The organism is Proteinivorax tanatarense, assembly GCF_040267685.1.
GTDB classification, from domain to species: domain Bacteria; phylum Bacillota; class Proteinivoracia; order Proteinivoracales; family Proteinivoracaceae; genus Proteinivorax; species Proteinivorax tanatarense.
Genome location: NZ_CP158367.1, coordinates 836,791 through 861,419, shown reverse-complemented (window position 1 = coordinate 861,419; position 24,629 = coordinate 836,791). Strand labels below are relative to the sequence as shown.

The window sequence follows — 24,629 nt, the reverse complement described above, 5'->3', positions numbered from 1 at the left end:
TCCCTTCACCGTCACAATATATACAAAATAAATTATATCCCGTCTTGATAATGATGTCAATTATAGAAGCTTAGCATCATTGATTACCAGCCCAAAAGAAGCATCCAAAAATTGAGCTGCCCGACGGCACATAACCATTCTAGTTAGAAAAATTTCAAAGTATTCCATAACCGTGGTTATTTCTTGGTCTATTTCAAGTTCTAATGTTATTTTTCTTTCGTCAGGATCTACGTTTAAAAATGAATGAATAGCACCATAGTTAACTCTATCGTGAATATCGTAGGTTGAAATATCAGGGTTTCTCACCCTTGATCTATGAACATCAGACTTGTCGGCTAATATTAAAGCAGCTGCCACACTGTTTACACTTTCACCATATTGCTCTTCGTGGTTACCTATAGCCGCAATTATAGTAGCTATTTCGCTATCGTCCATTTTTAATGATCGTAAAATATCATACGCAATTACTGCACCACTTTGGCCATGGTTATATCTGCTAACTACGTTGCCTATATCATGTAAGTATCCAGCAATTGCTGCTAGTTCAATTTCTCTCTCGGTATAATCTAGTCTATCTAAAATGTTGGAAGCTATTTTTGCAACTAGAGTAGTATGCCTAAAACTATGTTCTGTAAATCCCATTGCGCCTAAATGTTCGTTCCCTTTTTTTATAAATTCCTGAGCTGTTGGGTGCTGTTTTACATCATCTAATGTTACCATTTATATCAGACCTTTCTTTAATTTTATTAATTGCTATTTCCAGAACTTCGTCAATATTATACGGATCTGTATCTATAAATATATCCATATTCTCATACGCATTTGCAAGTTTTTTCTTTTGTTCATCTAGCCTATGCTGACCCCAGCTTATAGTGGGCCGTCTTTTTTTAGCTATTGGCAAACTGCACCTGAGATATATTAGAATGTCTGGTTCATACCTGCTCCATAGTTTTTTCACTATAGAATGTTCCTGGGGAACGTTATAAGAATCTTTATAACCATATTTTTTTAAGTTTTTAACTAACGTTGTTTTTCCAGCAGCACAATTTCCGACAACCGCTATTTTTAAGTTTTTATCCAAAATTTCACCCCATCCCTACAGCGGATAACTAGCTGAAACTCTTCTTATCTTTCTTTTACTCCCTGTAATATTGAAAGCCATAACTGTAGTGTCATCGTTTGGTCTTCCTTTATCTAACTCCATGGCTAAATCAACTAAACTGTTTGCCATCTCATATGCGGATAGATCTTTTTGTAATACATCTAAAATTTCTTTATTACCAATTGTTTTACCATATTTTTTCCCAGCTGAAAATAGCCCATCACTAAAGGTAATCAGTTTAGTACCTTCAATCAATGGCAGTTCCACCACTTGTGGTTTGGAGAATTTATAAAACCCTAGAGGTTTTGTTTTTTTATCGTAAATACACTCCTGTCCCTGTGCAACCATATAAACAGGACAATGACCACTTCTACTAATCACCAGTGAATTAGTATCTAAAGCTACTGATATCATATTCAAAGTAGCTGAGACTTTTCCTCCTTTTATAGTAAAGAGGTAGTCTTGGACAGCTCTCGCTATTGCACCATCTCTAGCTCCATCTGCTAACAATGTTGATATTTTACCCACAATTAGATTACTTATAAGTTTAGCAGATTTTCCGCTTCCCTGACCATCAACAACCACCCCTGTTACTCCTCCAAGCGGTCTTTCTACTATTTCTGCACTATCTCCTCCAACACTCATAGTATGTTTATTGGCTTTTGCTATTGCAATATCAACCTGCAAAATAAACCCTCCTTGTTAAATTTCAAACACGTAATAAGGTTTTCTGCAAATATTTATAAAACCCTTTATATTCTCCTTTTTTTTGGTAAAATATAGACAGGAGGTGTTCAAATGATTAAAAATTATAAAGACAGCAGTCCCAAAATCCATCCTAATACTTATATTCACTCCAGCGCCATAATAATCGGCGATGTAGAAATTGAAGAAGGAGTCAATATTTGGCCAAATGTTGTAATAAGAGCAGACATGAATAAAGTTACAATAGGTAAAAATACTAATATACAAGACGGATCTGTTCTTCATGTAGACCACGACACACCTTTAAAAATAGGTGAAGGAGTTACCGTTGGGCACAATGCTGTTTTACACGGGGCAGTAATTGAAGACTTTAGTTTAATAGGTATGGGAGCCACAGTACTTGACAATAGTGTGATAAAAAGCTTTAGTATAGTTGGTGCAAACTCCCTAATCCCTCCGGGCAAAGAATATGAAGCCAATTCTCTAATAGTAGGACTACCTGGAAAGGCTGTTAGAAAAACCACTGATCAAGAGAAAGAAAAGATTAAAAGTTCTATAAATGTTTACCTTGAAATGGCAGAAAATCATAAAAACAGTTAAAAAACAAGATGGTGCATTTATTCTTTGCACCATCTTGTTTTTTTATTTATAGTTTAGTTTTTATCTTCTCGTATTTGAATTATCTCATCTGTGGGTACACTATAAAATTCATTTATAAGCCATTCACCATCAACATTTACAAATTCAATATATTTTCCCATCCAGTCTTCAAAAGTTTCATCTACACCCTGCTCAAAATACTGATATATAACTTTTACTACGGCCTCATCTTCATTTATCTTTACTATATCAGCTTCTGAGTCACTTACTTGCGCTTTTAACTCAGCGTCAATAAATTCTAAAAGCAAGTCTTCTTTTTCTTCCTTTAACTCTGTAGCTCTTTCATCAGTTAAAAGCTCTACAACAGGAGAAAAGGAAAATGTTTCATAATCTGAAATATTGTAATATTTTTCTATAAAGTCGATACTTGTACTTTTAAGTTCTTCACGTAAAGCAATTTTCTCAAATACTTCGTCAGGTGCTCGATTTACGCTATCAATTTCCCAATTGTCTCCGGTATTTACCACGATTACATCTTTTATATCTTCATTTGAGATAAATACCCTTACTGTAGAGCGATCCAAGCCACTTTCTACAACCTCAATTTCATCATCTTCTAAATTCACCTCTAGCTCATCTGAAAAGTACTCTAAAACTAGTTCCTTAATGGGTTGCTCTTTTTTTGATATTATTTCATTAGATTCACGAACATTAGGTGGCATGATACTCCCCACTAACCACCTAGTTTCCAGATCTCCATCCTCATTTTCTACCTCAACTTTTTCAAAGGTTAAGTCTAAATAGGTCCAAATAGCTTCCTCTTGAGTCAAGGACTTTACGTTCCAAAAGTATTTAACTCTTACCTTTGCGCTATCCCAACCTACATCTTTAACTTCTGCTTCTATTTCTTGTGCTGTGGACATATATTCGTCTATCTGAAATTCTCTTAACTCTTCTTGTAAAGCTCCTTGCGCTTGAGAACCTAGTTGCGGGGTTAATAATTCCAGTACTGGGTCATTTGAGTAGTCGTTGTAATCTATATTACGATATCTGTAAATAAACTCTTCACCTTTAGCTGTAACTGTTGTTTCTACAGATGGTTTATAAAAAAAGAAATAATAACTAGTAAATCCTACTATTAAAACTGCTAATGCAATAAATACACCTAACGCAACATAATCCCCTTTAGTCATCTTCTTGCTTTTAGGTGTATAATCACTTTTTTTTGTAATTTTCTTTTTTTTCTTTTTGGCCATTTTTTATGCTCCCCCCCTGTTGTTTCTTATAATTATACATTATACTTCCCAAAAAAGTATTTTGCAAGTTCATTACATGAGGAAAAAAATGAAATTTATTAGTAATTTTCTATAATGCTATTCCATTTCAAAAAGAGACTGTAACTACAGTCTCTTTAACGTTATTTAGTTTTTAATGCCTTAATTGCCTCTATATACAAGCTACATTCCGTCCTAACTTTCTGTAACTCACATGCCAAATTATAAGGTTTGTTAATATTCCCATTTATTTGGTGAGCATTGGCATGACATCCCCCTCCACAAAAATATCGGCTCCAACATGTTCTACAAGCATCTTTTGAGAACATAGTTGTGTTAAAGAAAGTATCTGCTATAGAACTATCTATTTCTTTATTATATACATCTCCTACTTTAAAGGATTCATCGCCTACGAACTGATGACATGGGTATAGATCTCCGTTTGGAGATACAGCTACATATTCTACTCCAGCGCCACAGCCGCTTACTCGTTTAGCTGAACAAGGTCCACCTTCTAGATTAATGTTAAAATGGAAAAAATTAAATGGTAAATCTTCTTCGTATTTTTTCAGATAGTATTCAGTCAAATTCCAATACTCATCTTTAATTTTATTAAGATCTCTATTTGTAATCGTATAGCTAGTTTGACGTTCCTCAACTACAGGCTCCATAGAAACTTCTTTAAAACCTAAATCTACTATATGCTTTACATCTTCACAGAAATCAAGATTTTCTTTAGTAAAAGTGCCTCGCAAATAATAATTTTGATGTTTTCTTTTCTGTAAAAACGCCTTGTAATTTTCCACAATAGTTGAGTATGTTTCCTGTCCTTTGTCTGTTTTACGCATATTATTATTTACATTTTCTCTTCCATCTAAACTTAAAACAGTTGCTATGTCATTTTTGTTCAAAAACTCTTGTGCCATTTCATTTAATGCTAGTCCATTGGTGGTCAGGGTCATTCGAATATTTTTATCATGTATTACTTCTTGTTCCTTAATGTAATTTACTAGCTCTTCTAGCATACCCATGTTTAACAATGGTTCTCCTCCAAAAAAATCAACTTCACAGTTTTTTCTTGGATTAGACTTTTCCACCAAAAAATCAATTGCTTTTTTAGCAGTTTTTATATCCATAAGCTCGCTTTTACCGCCAAAGTTTCCGCTAGATGCAAAGCAATACTTACACCTCATATTGCAGTCATGAGCAACATGAAGGCACATAGCTTTAACTATATCTTTGTTGGGCCTTGGAAGCTCACTGGGTTTTTCATCATTAAAAATATGGCCTTGTTGGTATAACCCTAAAAGTTCATTATATGCACTTTTAACTTCTTCGCTAGTATAGTAATTTAGTTTTTTACTTAGCTGATTCTCTGATATTGCAGAATTTTGTTCTAGACAATCAATAACATCACTTGTCACATCGTCAATAACGTGGACTGTCGACGTAGGAATGTCTAGTAGGATATTTATATTATTTTTTGTAAATTTATAAAAGTTTTGTACTTTCAAGTTCTCCATCCCCCATACTTTACTATATAAAGAAATAAAAGCAGCCTCCGGCTACTTTTCACAAATCTGATTACCTACTGTACAGCTAGTTTTACAAGCTGATTGGCATGAAGTTTGACATTCTCCACAACCCTGTTGAGTAACTTCCTTCTGAGGGTTAATAGTAATTATATGTTTTTGCATTTATTATAAACCTCCTTTATTTATGTAAATGAATTATAATTGTATATTTATTATATCATACATTAGAAAGCAATAAAACATTTTGACGTTACTGATTATTTAGTTATAATATTAAATGAAGGGAGGCATAGATATATGCTTTTAAAGATGTTTACTACTTTTTTTAAAATTGGAGCGTTCACCTTTGGTGGTGGTTACGCTATGTTACCCATCATCCAGCGTGAAGTTGTAGAAAAACATGGCTGGGTTTCTGAAGATGAGTTTTACGAAGTTTTAGCAGTAAGTCAAAGTGGTCCTGGTGCTGTTGCCATTAACACTGCAATCTATCTAGGCTATAGAATCAAAAAAGTTCCAGGTAGTATAATAGGTGCTTTAGGTGTTGTACTCCCTTCTTTTTTAATCATTCTAGCTTTTGCAACTTTTTTAAACTTTTTTTTAAGTTTGCCAGTTGGTGAAAATTTCTTTTCAGGCATAAGACCTGCTGTTGTCGGATTACTTGTGTCGGTAACAGTAAAAATGATGAAAAAGCTAAAGACAAAAAGTCAATGGGCTTTATTTGGCATCTGTGCACTTTTGTTAGCTGCTTTTGATCTTCATCCAGTGTACATAATTCTACTTTCGGCTTTATATGGAGCCTGCTTTAGCAGTAGTGTTTTGCCCCAAAGGAGTGAGAGCAATTGAGCGCACTTATACAACTTTTTGTAAGTTTTTTTAAAATTGGAATTATAAGCTTCGGTGGTGGCTATGCTATGATTCCTCTAATAGAGCGGGAAATTATTGAAAACCAAGGTTGGTTGACAGAGGCACAATTTTTAGATATTATCGCCGTAGCAGAGATGACTCCCGGTCCCATTGCAGTCAATTCAGCAACTTATATTGGATATCAAACCGAAGGATTGTTAGGAGCTGTTGCTGCCACTTTAGGAGTTGTTACTCCTTCTTTTATTGCCATGATTGTTCTGGCTTACGTTATAACGAAAAGTCAGCATTTAAAAGCTGTTAAAGGAGCTTTAAAATCCATAGTAGCTGGAGTAGTAGCATTAATAGGTTTTGCTACAATTAAAATTGCATTAAGTACTGGGTTAGTTAACTTTTCTGAGGGGGTTAAAATAGACTATGTAGCTACTTTTATAGCAATAGCAGCTTTCTCATTACTAAAGTTTACAAAAATTCACCCAGTCCTTATTTTGATTGGTTTTGGTTTCTTAGGAATAATTGTTTATTGATGAAACTGCTATTGGTAAAAATTTTAACATACTGCAATAAAAAAGGAACCAAACGGTTCCTTTTATAAAGATAACCTAGATTTATAAGTTTAAAGCCATTACTCCTCCTATGGCTCCAACCAAAAAACCAAACACTAAATTAATAGGAGCAGTTAAGGTTATATCTGGTGTAGATACAGCACTCCCCATAAATAGAAGTACCACTAGATAAGTAACTCCAACAAATCCCCCTATCATCCAACCTTTTTGTTTTGACATTTTTGCACTAACAAACCCCCCTGCAAAAATACTTGTAACTATTGTTACTATTACAACTGACTTTATAGTTGAATCAGAAACTGAGCTAAAACTCATTATAATTGACCACAGTAAAAGCACTATAACAGAAAGAATTATACTAGAAAATAGTCCGTAAGCAAAGCTTTTACCACTAGATTGCTGCTTTACACTATATTTTTTTCTTCTCTTCACAATATTTTCACCCCAGTTTATATTATGTTTATAAGTATTTTTTGAAGTGAAAAATTATGCTACTTTAGTCAAAAAGCTTCATCCTAAAAATAGGATGAAGCTTTTTCTTAATTAATCTACTACTTTTTCAACAGCGTAACGTTGTGCTTTAATTTCTGTTTTATCAGCTATTTTAATTTTTACTTGGTCCTCTTTTATTTCAGTCAGTGTGCCAAATATACCACCAATTGTGATTATCTTATCCCCTTCTTTTAACTCAGATAACATATTTTGTCTAGCCTTTTGTTGCTTTTGTTGTGGTCGAATTAAGAAAAAGTAAAACACCACAATTAATACGATAAACGGCATTAAAGCTTGCAATAACTCCATTTAAAAATCCTCCTTATTATAATTTTATTTTATCTATTGCACTTTTATAAAAATGCAAAAAATTACCTTCTAAAATTGCGGAACGCATATCTTTCATTAAACTAAGTAAATAATACAGATTATGATATGTAATTAATTTAAAACCAAGAATTTCATTACACTTTATAAGATGCCTTAAATATGCCCTTGTATAATTTCTACATACATAACATTGACAGCCATCCTCAATTGGGGAAAAATCTTTTGCATATGAGGCATTCCTAATCACAACTCTTCCGGTGGCTGTCATAGCTGTCCCATTTCTTGCTATTCTAGTAGGTAACACACAATCAAACATATCTATACCTCTGCCTACGCCTTCAAGTAATGCATCTGCAGAACCTACACCCATCAAATATCTTGGTTTATTCTTCGGGATTAATGGAACTGTATGTTCTAGCACTCTATACATCTCTTCTTTGGGCTCTCCAACACTCAGACCACCAACTGCAATACCAGGAAAGTCAATATCTAAAATATCCTCAGCACTACGTGTTCTTAAGTCATTATACATTCCACCTTGAATTATTCCAAACAACGCTTGGTTTTCAATGTTTTTATGAGCTTCTTTACAACGTCTAGCCCAGCGTGTTGTTCTTTCTACAGAGTCTTTAGCATAGTCAAAAGTTGCAGGGTAAGGTATACATTCATCAAAGGCCATAATAATATCGGCTCCTAAGGCATTCTCAATATCCATTACACTTTCTGGACTAAAAAAATGCTTTGATCCATCTATATGCGATCGAAATGTAACACCTTCTTCTGTAATTTTCCGCAAATCTCCTAGGCTAAATACTTGAAAACCACCACTATCTGTCAAAATCGGACGATTCCAATTCATAAACCTGTGAAGACCACCCGCTTGTTTTACAATCTCGTGACCGGGACGCAAATACAAATGATATGTATTACTTAAAATAATTTGAGCATTGATCTCCTCTAAATCCCTTGGATCCATAGTTTTCACTGTCGCTAGTGTTCCTACAGGCATAAATATTGGTGTTTCTATTGTTCCATGAGGTGTATGTAATAGCCCAGCTCTCGCATTTGTGTCTGGACACTCCTTTAGCAATTCATATTTTATTGCCATATATTTATTCCTCCAAGTCTAGTTCTATTCTAAAAAGTTGTTTTAATATATCTTAACATATAAACATGCTGTCCCCAAAGGAAAAAAATCTATATTCTTCATCTACGGCCTCTTTATATGCTGCGTCTATTTTTTGTTTTGATGCTAATGCACTAACTAGCATCATAAGAGTTGACTTTGGTAGGTGAAAGTTTGTAATTAATGCATCTACCACTTTAAAATCAAAACCAGGATAGATAAATATATCTGTCCATCCACTTTCAGCTTTTAAATTACTATTATTAGCAGCAGTTTCTAAAGTCCTTACCACGGTTGTTCCAACTGCTATTATACGACCACCTGATTTCTTGCAATCTTCTATCTTATTTATAGTTTCTTTATCGATAGAATAAAATTCAGAATGCATCTTATGTTCTAACACATTTTCAACTTGGACTGGCATGAATGTTCCCAGACCCACATGAAGGGTAACAAAAGCTGTATTTATCCCTTTTTTATCTATTTTATCAAGTAAGTCATCTGTAAAGTGTAGCCCAGCTGTAGGAGCAGCCACAGCCCCAGGTTCTTTAGCATATACAGTTTGATAGCGTCCGTAGTCGCTTGGTGTTTCCTTAATATAGGGTGGTAACGGTAGCTCCCCTGCTTTTTCCAACCTTTCCATAAAGTCCATATCGGAGAAATTAAATTTAATTACCTTTCCACCAAAGTCTGTATCACCCATAATTTCACCTTTTATTTCATTTGAAAATTCTACTACTGTACCTACCTTTAACTTTTTCCCTGGTTTAGCTAAACATTCCCAACTAAATTCATCTACTTTTTTAACTAGCAAAACTTCTATTTTCGCTCCTGTATCTTTATACCCAAAAATACGAGCCGGTATAACCTTAGTGTTATTGAATACAAGAAGGTCATTTGGATTTAATAACTCTATTATGTCTTTAAATTTTTTGTGAGAAACAAAGTCTTCCTCTTTATCTTTTTGTAACACTAATAGGCGGGAATTATCCCGCCTTTGTGATGGTTTTTGTGCTATAAGCTTTTCCGGTAAATTAAAATTAAAATCTTCTAATCTCAAGTTCTTTTCCTCTTTCTATAAATATTATCTAACCTGTACTTGTCTATAATAATATTCCAAAATTTCTCGGTAATTATACCCTTCCACAGCCATCTGCCTTGCCCCCCACTGACTCATACCTGCTCCGTGACCCCAGCCACTTCCATCTAATGTTATGTTTTCAGGTCTTGTAGGCAGTGAGTTTTTCCCGGAGGATGTAAGTACATAAGTATTTTCTCCACTAATAGCTGAAGTTTGATTATCTCCTACTACTGAGAATTTATCAACGCTAACTTTGTCAACACCATGTCCGGATTTAATATATGTGTTTGAGTCCATCTTTACATCAAATACTCTACTCCATAGACGTTGAGATCCTCCAGGGGAAGTGTTATTATGGAAGGCTCCAAAAATTTGTCTTCCCGTAACTTTAACTTTCTCACCTTGCTCAGAAGTTAATAGCAGGTAATCCACTCTGCCGCTGTCAAAAGCTACAACCTCTATATCTGCAATTTCAAAGTTTGCATCTAAATGACCTCTAGAAACTAATTCGTCTTTAAATCCTGTTCGTCCATGTTCATCAATTCCCTCAATAACCGTTTCATAGGTCCAATCATCTAGCATAGATCCAGACCTTGTAGAATAGGGATCTTCCACACCTCTTAGATATGAAAGTGTTCCACCCCATACATTTTCACTATCTTCTGTATGTCCTCCACTATGAGAGTGGTAAACTGCGTCAATAGGATTGCCATTAAAGGTTATAATTTCTCCTTCTGTTTTTGTAATAGCATCTACAATTCTTGGCGTCTCATAACTTGAATTATAGCCTTTATATACTTGACTATTAACGGTAGCACAAACATTAAACCCTCTACTTCTGTATTTATTCCAATTTCTAACAGCGTAAGTTCTAGCAGCAACGGCCTGTGCTGCTAAAGCTTCGGTTGGCCAGGATGGGGACATCTCATAAGGGACAACCCCCCTCAAGTAAAGATCCAGATCCAGCTGATTTATTACCTTAAAACTGTTGTTTTCTTTTACTATTTCCATAAAACCACGGTACTTTGAACCATTATTAAAGGATACAAACTCTTCATCGCTATGTAGTCTTAGTACAGTATTTTGATCCACTTGTTCAAATAAAGCCACTGTTGTGTTTTGATTTTCAACTTTTATAACAGAATTTGATACAGAAAAATTACTGGGCCTTAATGAAGAATTAACTTCCGTTACCTGATTTACTTGTTCAGTAGGAACTAGGACATGCCAAAGTCCATTAAAACCATAAAAGGCTGGAACATCATTTTTCTTCAACTCTTCGTAAATTTTAACAACTTGTGTCACATCTCTATCATTAAATACAGTTGAAACCCCTTCAACATTGGTTACTGAGAATTTAAAATTCCCCTCAGCGCTATACAGAGGATGCTCGGTGCTATTATGATATGCTTTTAATGTATTATTATCGTTGCTAGTTAAATTTACAGCATCTAATGCATTACTGCCAAAATGCAAACCCACTCTTATCTCTTGTTGAGCTGCTTCAGCAAACTGAATATTCTCCCCGCCATAGAAAAAAGAACTACAAATGCTTACTACAATTAATGTTATGATTATTTTGCTAAACATCCTATCCATTATACTGACCTCTCCTTCTGTATGTCATATAAAATTAATTCGACAAAATAGAAGGAGTTCCTGCAATATGTAATAATTTTTAATTATCGCAGTAAGCGTAATAAAAAGCTTAAGGTAATAGAAATAAGTATCATGGTAGTTAATGGAAAGTAAAAAGTTACATTCCCACTTCTATATACTATATCTCCTGGTAATCTTCCCAAGGGTGGAAGCTTGCCACCTAAAGTAATAAATCCCCCTAAAACAATTAGCAAAATACCGGCTACTATCAACACTTTGCCAAAATTCATTTCTATCTCCCCTTGTTAACGGATATGATTATATCCTTTTTCTGTCACCACTCGCCCTCTAGGGGTTCTGTTAATCATTCCAATTTGTAGCAAAAACGGTTCAATAACATCTTCAATAGTTGTAGATTCCTCGTTAATAGTTGCTGCTACGCTATCTAACCCTACTGGACCTCCGTCATACACATCTACCATAGTTTTTAACACCATTCTATCTGCATTATCTAGCCCATGTTCATCTATTTCTAATAATTCTAGTCCACTTTTTGCAATACCTACGTCTATAACACCCTTGCCCTTTATTTGTGCTATGTCTCTGATTCTTTTTAGGATCCTATTAGCTATTCTTGGCGTTCCCCTTGACCGACAGGCAATTTCCTTTGCTCCGTCTAACGCTATATCAACTTCTAAAATTTCAGCAGTTCTAGTTATTATATCAATAAGGTCATATTCATTGTAAAATTCTAATCTAGAAATTATACCAAATCTATCCCGCAACGGTGAAGACAATGCACCAGCCCTAGTAGTTGCCCCTACTAGGGTAAATGGCGGAATATCGATTCGCACTGATTGAGCACCTGGACCTTTACCAAGCATTATATCAAGAGAAAAATCTTCCAATGCCGGATACAGAATTTCTTCTACTGTTCTATTTAATCTATGAATTTCATCTATAAACAGCACATCAAAAGGTTGCAAACTAGACAAAATTGCTGCTAAATCTCCAGCTCTTTCAATAGTTGGGCCTGACGTAACTTTAAAACCTGCCCCCATTTCATTAGCTATAATATTCGCTAGAGTAGTTTTCCCAAGCCCTGGGGGGCCATATAGTAAGACATGATCTAATGGCTCATTTCTTTCTTTAGCAGCCTGAATAAAAATATTTAAATTCTCTTTGGCTTTACTTTGTCCTATGTATTGATTAAAATTCTGAGGTCTCAAACTTAACTCTTTGACATCCTCCTGCTGTTTATTGGCAGATACTATTCTCCCCTCCATTAACTATCACTCCCTTTAGCAACCTCTTTCAAAACTTCTTTAATAACAGTAGACACATCACTAGCGCCTGCATAAATAACTCTCTGTATTTCTTTATCAATTTCATTTTTTTTGTAACCTAATGTAACTAGCCCATTTAAAGCTTGATTAAATAAGTTCGCATTATAGTTAACCTCTCCAGAATCATTTTCTATGTCATGTTCATCCACTTCATTCTTCAATTTATCTTTTAAGTCTATGACGATACGTTGTGCTGTTTTTTTACCTATACCGCTAACTTGAGTAAACGGCTTATAATCGTTATTTTTAAGAGCAGAGATTATTTCAGTATATGATAAATGGTTCACTATCGCTAAAGCACCTTTAGGCCCTACACCTGAAACTGATAAACATTTATTAAACACTTCTAACTCTTCTTTTTTTGTAAAGCCATACAAAGTTGTACTGTCCTCTTTAACTATTTGTTCGGTAAAAAGGAAAATTTCTTGACCTACTTGAGCTATAGTTTTGATTATAGGAACATATACTTTATATCCTAAGCTGCCACAGTCAATAACAAGATTATCTTCATTTATTGTATGTACTTTCCCCTTTATAAAAGAAATCATTTACTCCACCCCGCTTTTTGAGAAATTATGTTCATTGCAGAAAAGTTATTGTGACAAATTGCAATAGCTAACCCATCAGCAGCATCATCGGGTTTTGGTATTTTTTCTAAGTTCAGCAATGTTTTAACCATAGTTTGGACTTGTAACTTTGTTGCTCGTCCATATCCTACTACCCCTTGTTTTACCTGTAAAGGAGTATATTCATAAAGACTTATGCCTTTCTTAAGAATAACCATTAATATTACTCCTCTGGCTTGCGCCACTGTAATTGCTGTTTTGATATTCTTGTTAAAAAACAACTCCTCTACCGCCACTACATCAGGATTGTATATATCTAAAAGCTTTTCTAAAGAATTAGCTAGACTTAAAAGTCTTTGGGGTTCATCTAGTTCTTTACTTGTCTGAATAGTTCCAAAGTCTATAGGTTTTAGCTTATGCTTTTCTTTTTTTACAACTCCATACCCTAATATTGCAATGCCAGGATCTAAGCCTAAAATAATCATATTTCCCCCCCTCTAACTATATATTTTACCCTAATAATGCTAAACAAGCAAAAGGAACTATCTTATAAAGTAACGATAGTTCCTTTTAAAAGTAAATCAGCGGGGTTTCCTTCCCTCCGCTGATTGTTAACCACCAAATCTCTTATTTTATCTCATAGGCTCTCCACCAGTAATCCGGCACCAAATCTTAAGATGCATAGTTTTCCAAAATATTGATTAAATCATAAAGTGACTCAACCCTTTCTTCACTTTCAAGCATGTCAATAGCATCAGCCCTAACTTCTAAATCCAAAAACTGGATTAAAGGTTGGTCATGAACTGGTTTGTCATAAAAAAGTGCTAACTTCCCTCTAAATACCCCCATATACAATTTATGACTATTGTTTAAAGGGATACCTTTTGATAATTGTTCTAATTGTTCATTTGTCCCAACAAAGTTAACTATGTCTTCTAGTCTTTCCTTTTCTTCACCAAGCTTTGGATGACCTTTGTAAAAAATCAGATTACTACTTTCTATTCGCAAATAATTATACTCCATGCATTTGTCACAAACTTTTTTATCTTGATCTTTCATAATTAAAATTTTATTCTTAGTTACTTGTTTTGCCGTTAAATGTGGATATTTTTCTTCAAATACATCATTAAAATCTTTTAAACTAGTACCACCAAACTTCCCTCTTAAATCTTCTTCCTTTTCTTCATCATTATATTCTCCACATTGTTCGCATTGCTGTACAACTACTACATCTAAGTCCTTATTAAAAGAAGATGCAGCTACATTATCAGTTTCTGTATCAAGCTCAGGTGAAGAGGCAGGCAGTAAGTATAGGAACGATACAATTAGAATGGTGAGTAAAACCAGCAATCCCACTATAGCAACATAAAACTTTACAAGTTTTCCTTTATGAATCATAAAAATCACCCCAACGGTATTATTTACCAGGGGTGATAAAATATACATTTATTTAACTTACATTTGTATATACATTTTGTACATCATTATGATCTTCTAATGTTTCTTCAAGCTTTTCCATTGTCTCCATATCTGTTTGATTTAATTCTACTGTATTTTGGGGAACCATTGAAACCTCTTGAAAAACTAGCTTACAACCAGCTTTATCTAAAGTATTTTTTACCGATTCAAACTCTTCAGGTTCGCAGGTTACTTGAAATGTATCTAAATCTGATTTTACATCTTCTGCCCCAGCATCTAGGGCAATTAAAAGAAGTTCATCCTCATCTACTTCTTTATTTTTTTCAATTACAAGTAAACCCTTTCTATTAAACATCCAGGAAACACAACCTGATTCCCCTAAATTCCCACCATTTTTAGAGAAAATATGTCTTATCTCCCCAGCAGTTCTGTTACGGTTGTCTGTTAGTATATCTAACATAACAGCTACTCCTCCGGGTCCATAGCCCTCATAGACTATGTCTTCAAACCTCTTACCTTCAAGATCTCCTGTTCCCCTTTTTATTGCCCGCTCTATATTATCATTAGGCATATTATTTGATTTCGCTTTTTGTATCGCTAAGCGCAGTTTAAAGTTTGAGTCAGCATCTTCTCCTCCTTGCTGTACCGCTACCATTATTTCTTTAGAAATTTTTGTAAATATCTTTCCTCTCTGGGCATCTTGTCTTGATTTTTTATGTTTAATATTAGACCACTTTGAATGTCCAGCCATTATAACATCCCCTTTCACTAGAAATGGTACTATGTTATTTTAACACAACAAGTATGGCTTGACAAAATTATATATCTAGTGGACCAAGATCTCTATATTCAGCGAATGTTTGTCTTTTATGCTTACTAGCTTTATATTTTTGTATTATTGTTTTTCTTACCTTAGAGCTTACTTCTTTTCCATCTAAAAAGTCATCAACTTCCTTATATCGTATTCCCAATTCCTGTTCATCAGTTTGCCCTTCCCATAGACCAGCAGAGGGAGGTTTGTTTATTATTTCTTGGGGAATATTTAAAGCTTTAGCTAACTCAAATACCTCTTGAACTTTTAAATCAGAAATTGGATTTACATCACTACCTCCATCACCATATTTAGTGAAATAACCTAGTACTATTTCAGCTCTATTCCCTGTTCCCAACACTAGATAGTTTTTCTGTTGGGCAACGGCATATAATGTTGTCATTCTTAGTCTAGGTTTAATATTACTCTTTGCTAATTCATCTAAAGGCTCTTCCAGAGTGTTTAGCATTGAATCATAAGTACTTGATAAGTCTATAATATTATAATCCATTTCCAGCTCTTCACATAATTTTTTCCCATGACTGACATCTTCATCCATTGAGTGACATGGCATTATTAAACCCATGCAATTATCAGGAAAAGCCCTTTTTGCTAGAGCTGCTACTACAGCACTATCTTTTCCCCCACTTATCCCTAGAATTAATCCATTTGCTTTAGCTTTTTCAGTGTAATTTTTTAAAAATTCTACTCTGTTCTCTAACTCTAAATCGCGACTCATTATATATCCTCCTCAGCTATTACTTTAACCTTATTTTCTTTAAGCAACGCAGCAGTTACTCCATCACCTGTTTTAAGTTCTCCGTTAAACTTTCCACTATAAATAGTTCTGCTTCCGCAAGATGGACTTTTACTTTTGAGTAGTGCAAGCCTAATATTGTTTACTTTTGTTAACTTATATGTTTTTATAGCTCCTAACAAAAAAAAACCACTTACATCAACTCCTAGCTTGTTAAAAACTACCCCCTCACCATTCAATACCCGATTTCCATCCCCTCGATGTATTTCAGCTGGAAGTCGAGGCGTAGGTAGCCCTCCTAAAACCTCAGGACAAGCTAACAACACATTTTTATCACTACAAAACTCTACCACAGTTTTATTAAGGCTATGGGTACCATTATATCTACAAGGCTGACCAAGTAAGCAACTACTAACTAATATTTTCGGCATTAACATCTTCCTTTTTAAGCTGTTCCTTTACTTCCTTCCATCTATCCCTTGCCATATTTTCAATAGACTGATGTAATCCTCTTTCTTCATGTTCTGTAACTCTAGAAAACCATTTAATAGCTTCGTTATATTCTCCTAGTCTAGCTGACAAATCGCCTAGCAAATATATAAGATAAATTTCTGGTTTTTCATAATTTACAATTTCTCCTTCTTCATAAGAATTATTATAGTACTCCCTAGAAATCCTTAAAAATTTATATTCGTCATTTATCTTTTTTTTATATCTATTAAACCAGGCTATCCTCAAAGACAATCCCGCCAAAACAAGATTATGCTCTTTTACAGTTACGGCGGATAAAAAAGCAAGCTTGTAGGCTTCAATTGCAGCCCCAATATTTCTTGCCATAGAAAATTTATGGCGTTTGTACCATTTTTCAGCTAATGGTTGGTATGCATTTTTCTGCTCACTATTTAAAGACTTAGAAAAATTTTTCGTAAAAGCAAACCCACAATTAGGGCAGACATACGCATCATAAAAAAAAGGATTATCTCCTTTATAATATGTACAAAAATCACTATCTTGATGTTTCTTTATTATCTTACTGGTTTTAACTTTTAGGCTTTCAAAGGCACTATTACAATATAAACATTCCAAATCTATACTATATAACGGTGTCCCCATCAACATCCCCTCCTCTATAAGTATCTTCTTACTTTACATTATACATATAATACTATTTCTACGAAATTTACTATATATCCTTCTATAAAAGGGATGCTTGGCAATACTTTAGTAACACTTAAAACCTCATACTTTAGTCTAAATACCAGTTAAATTTTTATATTCTATTTTTTCAACCCTTTTTCCTGCTAATTGACATTTTTACTTTTTAAAGAAGTCAAAGAACATGTTCTATGAAAAAATGTGCTTAAGAAACACATAAAAAAATGACTAAATTATCTAAAGATAATTTAGTCATTTTTTTAAAGTACCCAGCGACGTCCTACTCTTCCAGGGGGTAGACCCCAAGTACCATCGGCGCTGAAGAGCTTAACTTCGGTGTTCGAGATGGGAACCGGTGGGACCTCTTCGCTATGGTCACTGGATTCAAATTACCATAAGGAAAGAAAACTAAGTCATTATCTAAACTAAGTTGGTCAAGTCCTCGACTTATTAGTACCGGTCAGCTAAAGGTATTACTACCTGTACACCCCCGGCCTATCTACCAGATAGTCTATCTGGAGTCTTACACTTTTACAAGTTGGGAAGTCTTATCTTGAAGGTGGCTTCGCGCTTAGATGCTTTCAGCGCTTATCCGTGCCGAACTTAGCTACCCAGCACTGCCACTGGCGTGACAACTGGTACACTAGAGGTTCGTCCATCCCGGTCCTCTCGTACTAAGGACAGATCCTCTCAAACTTCCTGCGCCCGCGACAGATAGGGACCGAACTGTCTCACGACGTTCTGAACCCAGCTCGCGTACCGCTTTAATGGGCGAACAGCCCAACCCTTGGGACCTACTACAGCCCCAGGATGCGATGAGCCGACATCGAGGTGCCAAACCTCCCCGTCGATGTGAACTCTTGGGGGAGATAAGCCTGTTATCCCCGGGGTAGCTTTTATCCGTTGAGCGACGGCCCTTCCACTCGGTACCGCCGGGTCACTAAGCCCGACTTTCGTCCCTGCTCGACTTGTAAGTCTCGCAGTCAAGCCTCCTTATGCCTTTGCACTCTACGAATGATTTCCAACCATTCTGAGGAGACCTTGGGGCGCCTCCGTTACTCTTTGGGAGGCGACCGCCCCAGTCAAACTGCCCACCTGACACTGTCCTAAAACCGGATTACGGCTTCTAGTTAGAATTCCAACATTCACAGGGTGGTATCCCACTTTAGGCTCCTAGAAAACTAGCGTCCTCTATTCTCAGCCTCCCACCTATGCTGTACAGTAAATGCCAAAATCCAATATCAGGCTACAGTAAAGCTCCACGGGGTCTTTCCGTCTTGTCGCGGGTAACCTGCATCTTCACAGGTACTACAATTTCACCGGGTCCTTCGTTGAGACAGCGCCCAAGTCGTTGCGCCTTTCGTGCGGGTCGGAACTTACCCGACAAGGAATTTCGCTACCTTAGGACCGTTATAGTTACGGCCGCCGTTTACTGGGGCTTCGGTTCAATGCTTTGCTTGCGCTAACACGTCCCCTTAACCTTCCAGCACCGGGCAGGCGTCAGCCCCTATACTTCATCTTTCGATTTAGCAGAGACCTGTGTTTTTGATAAACAGTCGCTTGGGCCTATTCACTGCGGCCTCCTCTCGCTCAGTACGAATGTACTTCACAATATCGAGGCACCCCTTCTCCCGAAGTTACGGGGTCATTTTGCCGAGTTCCTTAACGAAGGTTCTCCCGAGCGCCTTAGGATTCTCTCCTCACCTACCTGTGTCGGTTTACGGTACGGGCACCGCGCTTCTTGCTAGAGGCTTTTCTTGGCAGTGTAGGATTAGTTAGTTCCCCTTAATTGGGTCCTCTTAACCTCTCAGAATAGATAGAGGCGGATTTGCCTACCTCTAATCCCTACTGGCTTGAACGCACATATCCATCAGTGCGATAACCTACCTTACTGCGTCACCCCATCACTTAGACAAAGCTTGGTGGCACTGGAATCTCTACCAGTTGTCCATCGCCTACGCCTTTCGGCCTCGGCTTAGGTCCCGGCTTACCCTGAGCGGACAAGCCTTCCTCAGGAAACCTTAGGTTTTCGGCGGAGATGATTCTCACATCTCTTTTCGTTACTTATATCAGCATTCTCACTTCTAAGCGCTCCACTGCTCCTTTCGGTACAGCTTCGCCGCACTTAGAACGCTCCCCTACCAACAGTAGTAGTATGATGTGAGAAATCAGAAGTTGGTAAAGTTCAAATGATTTTGTTTAAGCTTTGCTTAAACGTACATTTTTTACTTATTTCTAACCTCTCACCTCACACTACTACTCTTCCATTGCTTCGGTGGTAAGCTTTAGCCCCGGACATTTTCGGCGCAGGATCACTTGACCAGTGAGCTATTACGCACTCTTTAAATGGTGGCTGCTTCTAAGCCAACATCCTGGTTGTCTAAGCAATCCCACATCCTTTTCCACTTAGCTTACACTTGGGGACCTTAGCAGATGGTCTGGGCTGTTTCCCTCTCGACTATGGACCTTATCACCCATAGTCTGACTCCCAAGGTCTAAATATATGGCATTCGGAGTTTGACTGAGTTCGGTAACCTGGGTTAGGCCCCTAGCTCAATCAGTGCTCTACCTCCACTATTCATCCTTGAGGCTAGCCCTAAAGCTATTTCGGGGAGAACCAGCTATCTCCGAGTTCGTTTGGCATTTCACCGCTACCCACAGCTCATCCCCTAATTTTTCAACATTAGTGGGTTCGGGCCTCCATTTTGTGTTACCAAAACTTCACCCTGGCCATGGGTAGGTCACTCGGGTTCGGGTCTACACATACAAACTTAACGCCCTATTAAGACTCGCTTTCGCTTCGGCTCCATGGCTTTACCATTTAACCTCGCTTGCAAATGTAACTCGCTGATCCATTATACAAAAGGTACGCCATCACCCGCTTATGGGGCTCTGACTGTTTGTAGGCACACGGTTTCAGGTTCTATTTCATCCCCCGCCTGGGGTACTTTTCACCTTTCCCTCACGGTACTTGTTCACTATCGGTCGCTGGGTAGTATTTAGCCTTTGGAGGTGGTCCTCCTAGATTCTTACGGGGTTTCTCGTGTCCCGCAATACTCGGGTGGCTACTTAGATAGTTTAAAGCTTTTCGGCTACAGGACTTTCACCTTGTATCGTTTGGCTTCCCAGCCAATTCGCCTAAACTTTAATTTTGTAACTATCCCAAGTGGCTGTATCCACTTGTAAAGTAACTCCCTCAACCCACTTTTAGCAACGCATACAGGCTTACACTAAAAATGTTTAGGCTCTTCCCCGTTCGCTCGCCACTACTTAGGGAATCGAGTTTTCTTTCTCTTCCTCGGGGTACTTAGATGTTTCAGTTCCCCCGGTTGTCTCCTACCACCCTACTTATTCAGGTGGTGGTACCACAGTATTAACTGTGGTGGGTTGCCCCATTGGGAAATCCGCGACTTACAGCTTGCTTGCAGCTAATCGCGGCTTTTCGCAGCTCGCTACGTCCTTCTTCGACTCCCAGCGCCAAGGCATCCGCCGTGCGCCCTTTGTAACTTGACCTAATTTGCTCGTTTAAACATAATGAAATTGTATCTACCACGCTTTTGTTTCTCGGGTTGATACTTTCTTAGTTTCTTTCCTTATGGGTAATTTCAAAGATCGGTTGAAAGACTAGGTCTTTCAAAATTAAACAGCTAAGCTACTAACCATAAGTTAAAGCTCCTTAGAAAGGAGGTGATCCAGCCGCACCTTCCGATACGGCTACCTTGTTACGACTTCACCCCAATCATTCGCCCCACCTTCGACGGTTGCCTCCTAAAAGGTTGGCTCACCGGCTTCGGGTGTTGCAAACTTTCGTGGTGTGACGGGCGGTGTGTACAAGGCCCGGGAACGCATTCACCGCGATATGCTGACTCGCGATTACTAGCAACTCCGACTTCATGCAGGCGAGTTGCAGCCTGCAATCCGAACTGAGACCTGATTTAAAGGATTCGCTCCAGATCGCTCCTTCGCTTCCCGTTGTTCAGGCCATTGTAGCACGTGTGTAGCCCAGGACATAAGGGGCATGATGATTTGACGTCATCCCCACCTTCCCCCGGTTTATCACCGGCAGTCTCCTTAGAGTGCCCAGCTTAACCTGCTGGCAACTAAGAATAAGGGTTGCGCTCGTTACGGGACTTAACCCAACATCTCACGACACGAGCTGACGACAACCATGCACCACCTGTCTCTCTGCCTCAAAAGAGGACGACTCTATCTCTAAAGCCTTCAGAGGATGTCAAGCCCTGGTAAGGTTCTTCGCGTTGCGTCGAATTAAACCACATGCTCCGCTGCTTGTGCGGGCCCCCGTCAATTCCTTTGAGTTTCAACCTTGCGGTCGTACTCCCCAGGCGGGGCACTTAGTGCGTTAACTGCGGCACAGAGGGTATCTAAACCCCCTACACCTAGTGCCCAGCGTTTACGGCGTGGACTACCAGGGTATCTAATCCTGTTCGCTCCCCACGCTTTCGCATCTCAGTGTCAGGTACAGTCCAGAAAGTCGCCTTCGCCACTGGTGTTCCTCCTAATATCTACGCATTTCACCGCTACACTAGGAATTCCACTTTCCTCTCCTGTCCTCAAGTTTGACAGTTTCAAATGCAATACGGGGTTGAGCCCCGCAGTTTAACATCTGACTTATCAAACCACCTACATGCTCTTTACGCCCAGTAATTCCGGACAACGCTCGCCCCCTACGTATTACCGCGGCTGCTGGCACGTAGTTAGCCGGGGCTTCCTCTTGAGGTACTGTCATTTTATTCATCCCTCATAACAGAAGTTTACGATCCGAAAACCTTCATCCTTCACGCGGCATTGCTGCGTCAGGGTTGCCCCCATTGCGCAATATCCCCCACTGCTGCCTCCCGTAGGAGTCTGGGCCGTGTCTCAGTCCCAGTGTGGCTGATCGTCCTCTCAGACCAGCTATCCATCGTTGCCTTGGTAGGCCGTTACCCTACCAACTAGCTAATGAAGCGCGGGCCCATCCTTTAGCGATAAATCTTTCTTCTTTTTATCAGGTGACAAAAAGAAGGTATCCGGTATTAACATCAGTTTCCCGATGGTATCCCGATCTAAAGGGCAGGTTGCCCACGTGTTACGCACCCGTCCGCCACTATCCAGACACTCAACTAGGTTGAGTGTCGGATCGTTCGACTTGCATGTGTGAGGCATGCCGCCAGCGTTCGTCCTGAGCCAGGATCAAACTCTCCATAAAAGATTCTATGAAAAGCTAAAATTTAGCTCATCTTACTTAAATGTTTTAAAACTAATTAAAACGGAGCCCAACAAACTTTTGGTAAAAGTTTTTGGGTAAATTCGACTACGAATTCCAAGAGCAGGAATTCTAGTCTGCATTTCTGGCTTTTGCATTAGCTGTTCAATTTTCAAAGACCTAATTTGTTTGCCGCCGTGTTTCAGCGACAAATAATACTATATCATTTATTCGTTTTTGTGTCAACAACTTTTTTTATTTTTTTTAGAAGTTGTCGATAAGTTCGTTGTCGCTTTTTTGCGGCGACAGTTATATACTTTAACATCATTTTAACCGAAGGTCAAGAGAATATTCGTGGGAATAAATGGGTCCGTTTTGGTGGTCAGCAGATAGCAGATAGGAAAATCAAAAACCAGTTGGGGGGGATAGATAGAATAAGTTATCAAATTCAAGGGCGAATTTACAATTTTAAGAGCACTTTGTTCGGTCAGAAAAACACTCGTATTATTCTAGATTGATCGGCGCTGTTCAAAACTACAATATATGATTTAACAACACTCACCTAACAAACCTTCTGAAGGATTGGCTATATATTGGAGGGTTTGCTTGAAGGCGGCGTCTTTTCTCCCTGTGAGTAAAGCTTTACCTTTGGGCTGGCTTACATAAACATCAGAGACATAGGCATGTCGACCCACAAGGAAAAGCTGTCAAACATGTGGAGAAAAAGCTTAGGCTTCTCGCAAATCCGGAAATTTATTGGCAATCCTGAACTGACCAACCTTTGAAGACCTTAGTTGGATAGGAAAACATAATAAGATTCTTTCTAATGACCTATATGATAGACCATATGGTCTAGGAAGTTGGACAAATAGCGCAAGTTATCAAATTCAAGGGCGAATTTACAATTTACAATTTTAAGAGCACTTTGTTCGGTCAGAAAAACACTCGTATTATTCTAGATTGATCGGCGCTGTTCAAAACTACAGTATATGATTTAACAACACTCACCTAACAAACCTTCTGAAGGATTGGCAATATATTGGAGGGTTTGCTTGAAGGCGGCGTCTTTTCTCCCTGTGAGTAAAGCTTTACCTTTGGGCTGACTTACATAAACATCAGAGACATAGGCATGTCGACCCATAAGGAAAAGCTGTCGAACATGTGGAGAAACAGCTTAGGCTTCTCGCAAACCTGGAAATTTATTGGCAATCCTGAACTGACCACCTTTGAAGACCTTAGTTGGATAGGAAAACATAATAAGATTCTATTCAATGACCTATATGATAGACCATATGGTCTAGGAAGTTGGACAAATAGCGCAAGTTATCAAATTCAAGGGCGAATTTACAATTTTAAGAGCACTTTGTTCGGTCAGAAAAACACTCGTATTATTCTAGATTGATCGGCGCTGTTCAAAACTACAGTATATGATTTAACAACACTCACCTAACAAACCTTCTGAAGGATTGGCTATATATTGGAGGGTTTGCTTGAAGGCGGCGTCTTTTCTCCCTGTGAGTAAAGCTTTACCTTTGGGCTGGCTTACATAAACATCAGAGACATAGGCATGTCGACCCACAAGGAAAAGCTGTCGAACATGTGGAGAAAAAGCTTAGGCTTCTCGCAAACCTGGAAATTTATTGGCAATCCTGAACTGACCAGCCTTTGAAGACCTTAGTTGGATGGTTGGATTGGTTGTAGTTAAGGGCGAATTTGCAATTTACAATGGACAATTGACAATTAAAATCCTAGTTGGATAGGAAGACCTAGACCCTAATGATGACCCAAAACAACGCCCCAAATGGCGTAGGGAGCAGCGCCTCCTCCCGAACATTATGTCCCACGTATCTCAGTGGGACGATTGTTGCTTACTTATATGGTAGCCAATAAATGACCCAAGTGCCTGCCCTATCTGTACCGAAATGAAAAGCCTAGATAGTGCAAACTCATATCCGCGGGCAATAAATTACCCGCTACGATTGGTTTGGGTTATTCATATACTGTAGTGGTCGGCACAGTGACCGACCACTACCTCTGCTAGGGAAAAACTTTCATATATGTTAGCACATTGATTGTCTCTTTGGCTGGTGGCAGGTGGCTG

General features: G+C 37.9%; 26 protein-coding genes and 3 rRNA genes. 3 read left to right on the top strand and 26 right to left on the bottom strand.

Annotated features, from left to right (window positions below; translation table 11 throughout):
- Positions 1–60: 60 nt before the first annotated feature.
- Genes PRVXT_RS04280 through PRVXT_RS04270 form a run of 3 tightly spaced genes read right to left on the bottom strand, consistent with a single transcriptional unit; the run spans position 61 to position 1,789 of the window.
- On the bottom strand, positions 61–720 hold the full coding sequence (locus PRVXT_RS04280) for an HD domain-containing protein (RefSeq protein WP_350344439.1): 660 nt from the start codon (positions 718–720) through the stop codon (positions 61–63).
- Complete coding sequence (locus PRVXT_RS04275) at positions 704–1,081, bottom strand: hypothetical protein (RefSeq protein WP_350344438.1); 378 nt, start codon at positions 1,079–1,081, stop codon at positions 704–706. Before PRVXT_RS04275 ends, PRVXT_RS04280 begins: the two co-directional genes overlap by 17 nt.
- Before the next feature lie 15 nt (positions 1,082–1,096).
- Positions 1,097–1,789, bottom strand: a complete 693-nt coding sequence (locus PRVXT_RS04270) for a SpoIIE family protein phosphatase (RefSeq protein WP_350344437.1) — start codon at positions 1,787–1,789, stop codon at positions 1,097–1,099.
- Between the two features lie 111 nt (positions 1,790–1,900).
- On the opposite strand from PRVXT_RS04270, the gene PRVXT_RS04265 reads away from it, so the two are divergent.
- A complete protein-coding gene (locus PRVXT_RS04265; RefSeq protein ID WP_350344436.1) occupies positions 1,901–2,407 on the top strand; it encodes a gamma carbonic anhydrase family protein in 507 nt (168 codons plus the stop codon).
- Positions 2,408–2,460: 53 nt separating this feature from the next.
- Here PRVXT_RS04265 and PRVXT_RS04260 read toward each other — a convergent pair whose 3' ends face one another.
- The 3 genes from PRVXT_RS04260 to scfA all read right to left on the bottom strand — a co-directional run bounded on the left by PRVXT_RS04260 (position 2,461) and on the right by scfA (position 5,378).
- Complete coding sequence (locus PRVXT_RS04260; RefSeq protein ID WP_350344435.1) at positions 2,461–3,663, bottom strand: hypothetical protein; 1,203 nt, start codon at positions 3,661–3,663, stop codon at positions 2,461–2,463.
- 161 nt (positions 3,664–3,824) lie between these two features.
- A complete protein-coding gene (gene scfB / locus PRVXT_RS04255; RefSeq protein ID WP_350344434.1) occupies positions 3,825–5,204 on the bottom strand; it encodes a thioether cross-link-forming SCIFF peptide maturase in 1,380 nt (459 codons plus the stop codon).
- 42 nt (positions 5,205–5,246) lie between these two features.
- Entirely contained in the window at positions 5,247–5,378 is a 132-nt protein-coding gene (scfA, locus tag PRVXT_RS04250) for a six-cysteine ranthipeptide SCIFF (RefSeq protein WP_350344433.1), read from the bottom strand.
- A 135-nt stretch (positions 5,379–5,513) separates the two neighbouring features.
- On the opposite strand from scfA, the gene PRVXT_RS04245 reads away from it, so the two are divergent.
- Complete coding sequence (locus PRVXT_RS04245; RefSeq protein ID WP_350344432.1) at positions 5,514–6,059, top strand: chromate transporter; 546 nt, start codon at positions 5,514–5,516, stop codon at positions 6,057–6,059.
- Complete coding sequence (locus PRVXT_RS04240; RefSeq protein ID WP_350344431.1) at positions 6,056–6,604, top strand: chromate transporter; 549 nt, start codon at positions 6,056–6,058, stop codon at positions 6,602–6,604. Before PRVXT_RS04245 ends, PRVXT_RS04240 begins: the two co-directional genes overlap by 4 nt.
- Positions 6,605–6,685: 81 nt before the next feature.
- Here the strand turns inward: PRVXT_RS04240 and PRVXT_RS04235 are convergent, their stop codons facing one another.
- The 20 genes from PRVXT_RS04235 to PRVXT_RS04140 all read right to left on the bottom strand — a co-directional run bounded on the left by PRVXT_RS04235 (position 6,686) and on the right by PRVXT_RS04140 (position 24,107).
- Positions 6,686–7,075: a TIGR04086 family membrane protein gene (locus PRVXT_RS04235; RefSeq protein WP_350344430.1), complete on the bottom strand. Its 390-nt coding sequence runs from the start codon at positions 7,073–7,075 to the stop codon at positions 6,686–6,688.
- Between the two features lie 111 nt (positions 7,076–7,186).
- Positions 7,187–7,444, bottom strand: coding sequence for a preprotein translocase subunit YajC (gene yajC, locus PRVXT_RS04230; RefSeq protein WP_350344429.1), 258 nt, complete (start codon positions 7,442–7,444; stop codon positions 7,187–7,189).
- A 16-nt stretch (positions 7,445–7,460) separates the two neighbouring features.
- The gene (gene tgt / locus PRVXT_RS04225) at positions 7,461–8,573 is read right to left on the bottom strand and encodes a tRNA guanosine(34) transglycosylase Tgt (RefSeq protein ID WP_350344428.1); all 1,113 of its coding nucleotides are present in this window, start codon (positions 8,571–8,573) and stop codon (positions 7,461–7,463) included.
- Positions 8,574–8,625: 52 nt separating this feature from the next.
- Positions 8,626–9,651: a tRNA preQ1(34) S-adenosylmethionine ribosyltransferase-isomerase QueA gene (gene queA / locus PRVXT_RS04220; RefSeq protein WP_350344427.1), complete on the bottom strand. Its 1,026-nt coding sequence runs from the start codon at positions 9,649–9,651 to the stop codon at positions 8,626–8,628.
- A 24-nt stretch (positions 9,652–9,675) separates the two neighbouring features.
- Positions 9,676–11,271 carry a SpoIID/LytB domain-containing protein gene (locus PRVXT_RS04215; protein WP_350344426.1) on the bottom strand — a complete coding sequence of 532 codons (1,596 nt, stop codon included), beginning with the start codon at positions 11,269–11,271 and terminating at the stop codon, positions 9,676–9,678.
- Positions 11,272–11,354: 83 nt separating this feature from the next.
- Entirely contained in the window at positions 11,355–11,561 is a 207-nt protein-coding gene (locus PRVXT_RS04210; protein WP_350344425.1) for a DUF2905 domain-containing protein, read from the bottom strand.
- Positions 11,562–11,576: 15 nt separating this feature from the next.
- Positions 11,577–12,557: a Holliday junction branch migration DNA helicase RuvB gene (ruvB, locus tag PRVXT_RS04205; RefSeq protein WP_350344424.1), complete on the bottom strand. Its 981-nt coding sequence runs from the start codon at positions 12,555–12,557 to the stop codon at positions 11,577–11,579.
- Positions 12,557–13,165 (bottom strand): Holliday junction branch migration protein RuvA, encoded by a 609-nt coding sequence (ruvA, locus tag PRVXT_RS04200; protein ID WP_350344423.1) that lies wholly within the window; start codon positions 13,163–13,165, stop codon positions 12,557–12,559. Before ruvA ends, ruvB begins: the two co-directional genes overlap by 1 nt.
- Complete coding sequence (ruvC, locus tag PRVXT_RS04195) at positions 13,162–13,668, bottom strand: crossover junction endodeoxyribonuclease RuvC (protein WP_350344422.1); 507 nt, start codon at positions 13,666–13,668, stop codon at positions 13,162–13,164. The genes ruvA and ruvC overlap by 4 nt, the downstream gene beginning before the upstream one ends.
- A gap of 187 nt (positions 13,669–13,855) precedes the next feature.
- Positions 13,856–14,581 (bottom strand): hypothetical protein, encoded by a 726-nt coding sequence (locus PRVXT_RS04190; protein WP_350344421.1) that lies wholly within the window; start codon positions 14,579–14,581, stop codon positions 13,856–13,858.
- Between the two features lie 52 nt (positions 14,582–14,633).
- Positions 14,634–15,353, bottom strand: a complete 720-nt coding sequence (locus PRVXT_RS04185) for a YebC/PmpR family DNA-binding transcriptional regulator (protein ID WP_350344420.1) — start codon at positions 15,351–15,353, stop codon at positions 14,634–14,636.
- Between the two features lie 67 nt (positions 15,354–15,420).
- The gene (gene nadE / locus PRVXT_RS04180; protein ID WP_350344419.1) at positions 15,421–16,152 is read right to left on the bottom strand and encodes an NAD(+) synthase; all 732 of its coding nucleotides are present in this window, start codon (positions 16,150–16,152) and stop codon (positions 15,421–15,423) included.
- The gene (locus PRVXT_RS04175; protein WP_350344418.1) at positions 16,152–16,601 is read right to left on the bottom strand and encodes a DUF523 domain-containing protein; all 450 of its coding nucleotides are present in this window, start codon (positions 16,599–16,601) and stop codon (positions 16,152–16,154) included. The genes nadE and PRVXT_RS04175 overlap by 1 nt, the downstream gene beginning before the upstream one ends.
- The gene (locus tag PRVXT_RS04170) at positions 16,582–17,283 is read right to left on the bottom strand and encodes a DUF2225 domain-containing protein (RefSeq protein ID WP_350344417.1); all 702 of its coding nucleotides are present in this window, start codon (positions 17,281–17,283) and stop codon (positions 16,582–16,584) included. The genes PRVXT_RS04175 and PRVXT_RS04170 overlap by 20 nt, the downstream gene beginning before the upstream one ends.
- A 309-nt stretch (positions 17,284–17,592) precedes the next feature.
- Positions 17,593–17,708 (bottom strand): 5S ribosomal RNA (gene rrf, locus PRVXT_RS04165).
- 47 nt (positions 17,709–17,755) lie between these two features.
- Positions 17,756–20,838, bottom strand: a 23S ribosomal RNA gene (locus tag PRVXT_RS04160).
- A 167-nt stretch (positions 20,839–21,005) separates the two neighbouring features.
- Positions 21,006–22,531: ribosomal RNA gene (locus PRVXT_RS04155) — 16S ribosomal RNA — on the bottom strand.
- Together the 16S, 23S and 5S rRNA genes form the textbook arrangement of a ribosomal RNA operon.
- 545 nt (positions 22,532–23,076) lie before the next feature.
- Positions 23,077–23,223: a hypothetical protein gene (locus PRVXT_RS04150; protein ID WP_350344210.1), complete on the bottom strand. Its 147-nt coding sequence runs from the start codon at positions 23,221–23,223 to the stop codon at positions 23,077–23,079.
- 299 nt (positions 23,224–23,522) lie between these two features.
- The gene (locus PRVXT_RS04145) at positions 23,523–23,669 is read right to left on the bottom strand and encodes a hypothetical protein (RefSeq protein ID WP_350344210.1); all 147 of its coding nucleotides are present in this window, start codon (positions 23,667–23,669) and stop codon (positions 23,523–23,525) included.
- A 291-nt stretch (positions 23,670–23,960) separates the two neighbouring features.
- Entirely contained in the window at positions 23,961–24,107 is a 147-nt protein-coding gene (locus tag PRVXT_RS04140; protein ID WP_350344210.1) for a hypothetical protein, read from the bottom strand.
- Between the last annotated feature and the right edge of the window lie 522 nt (positions 24,108–24,629).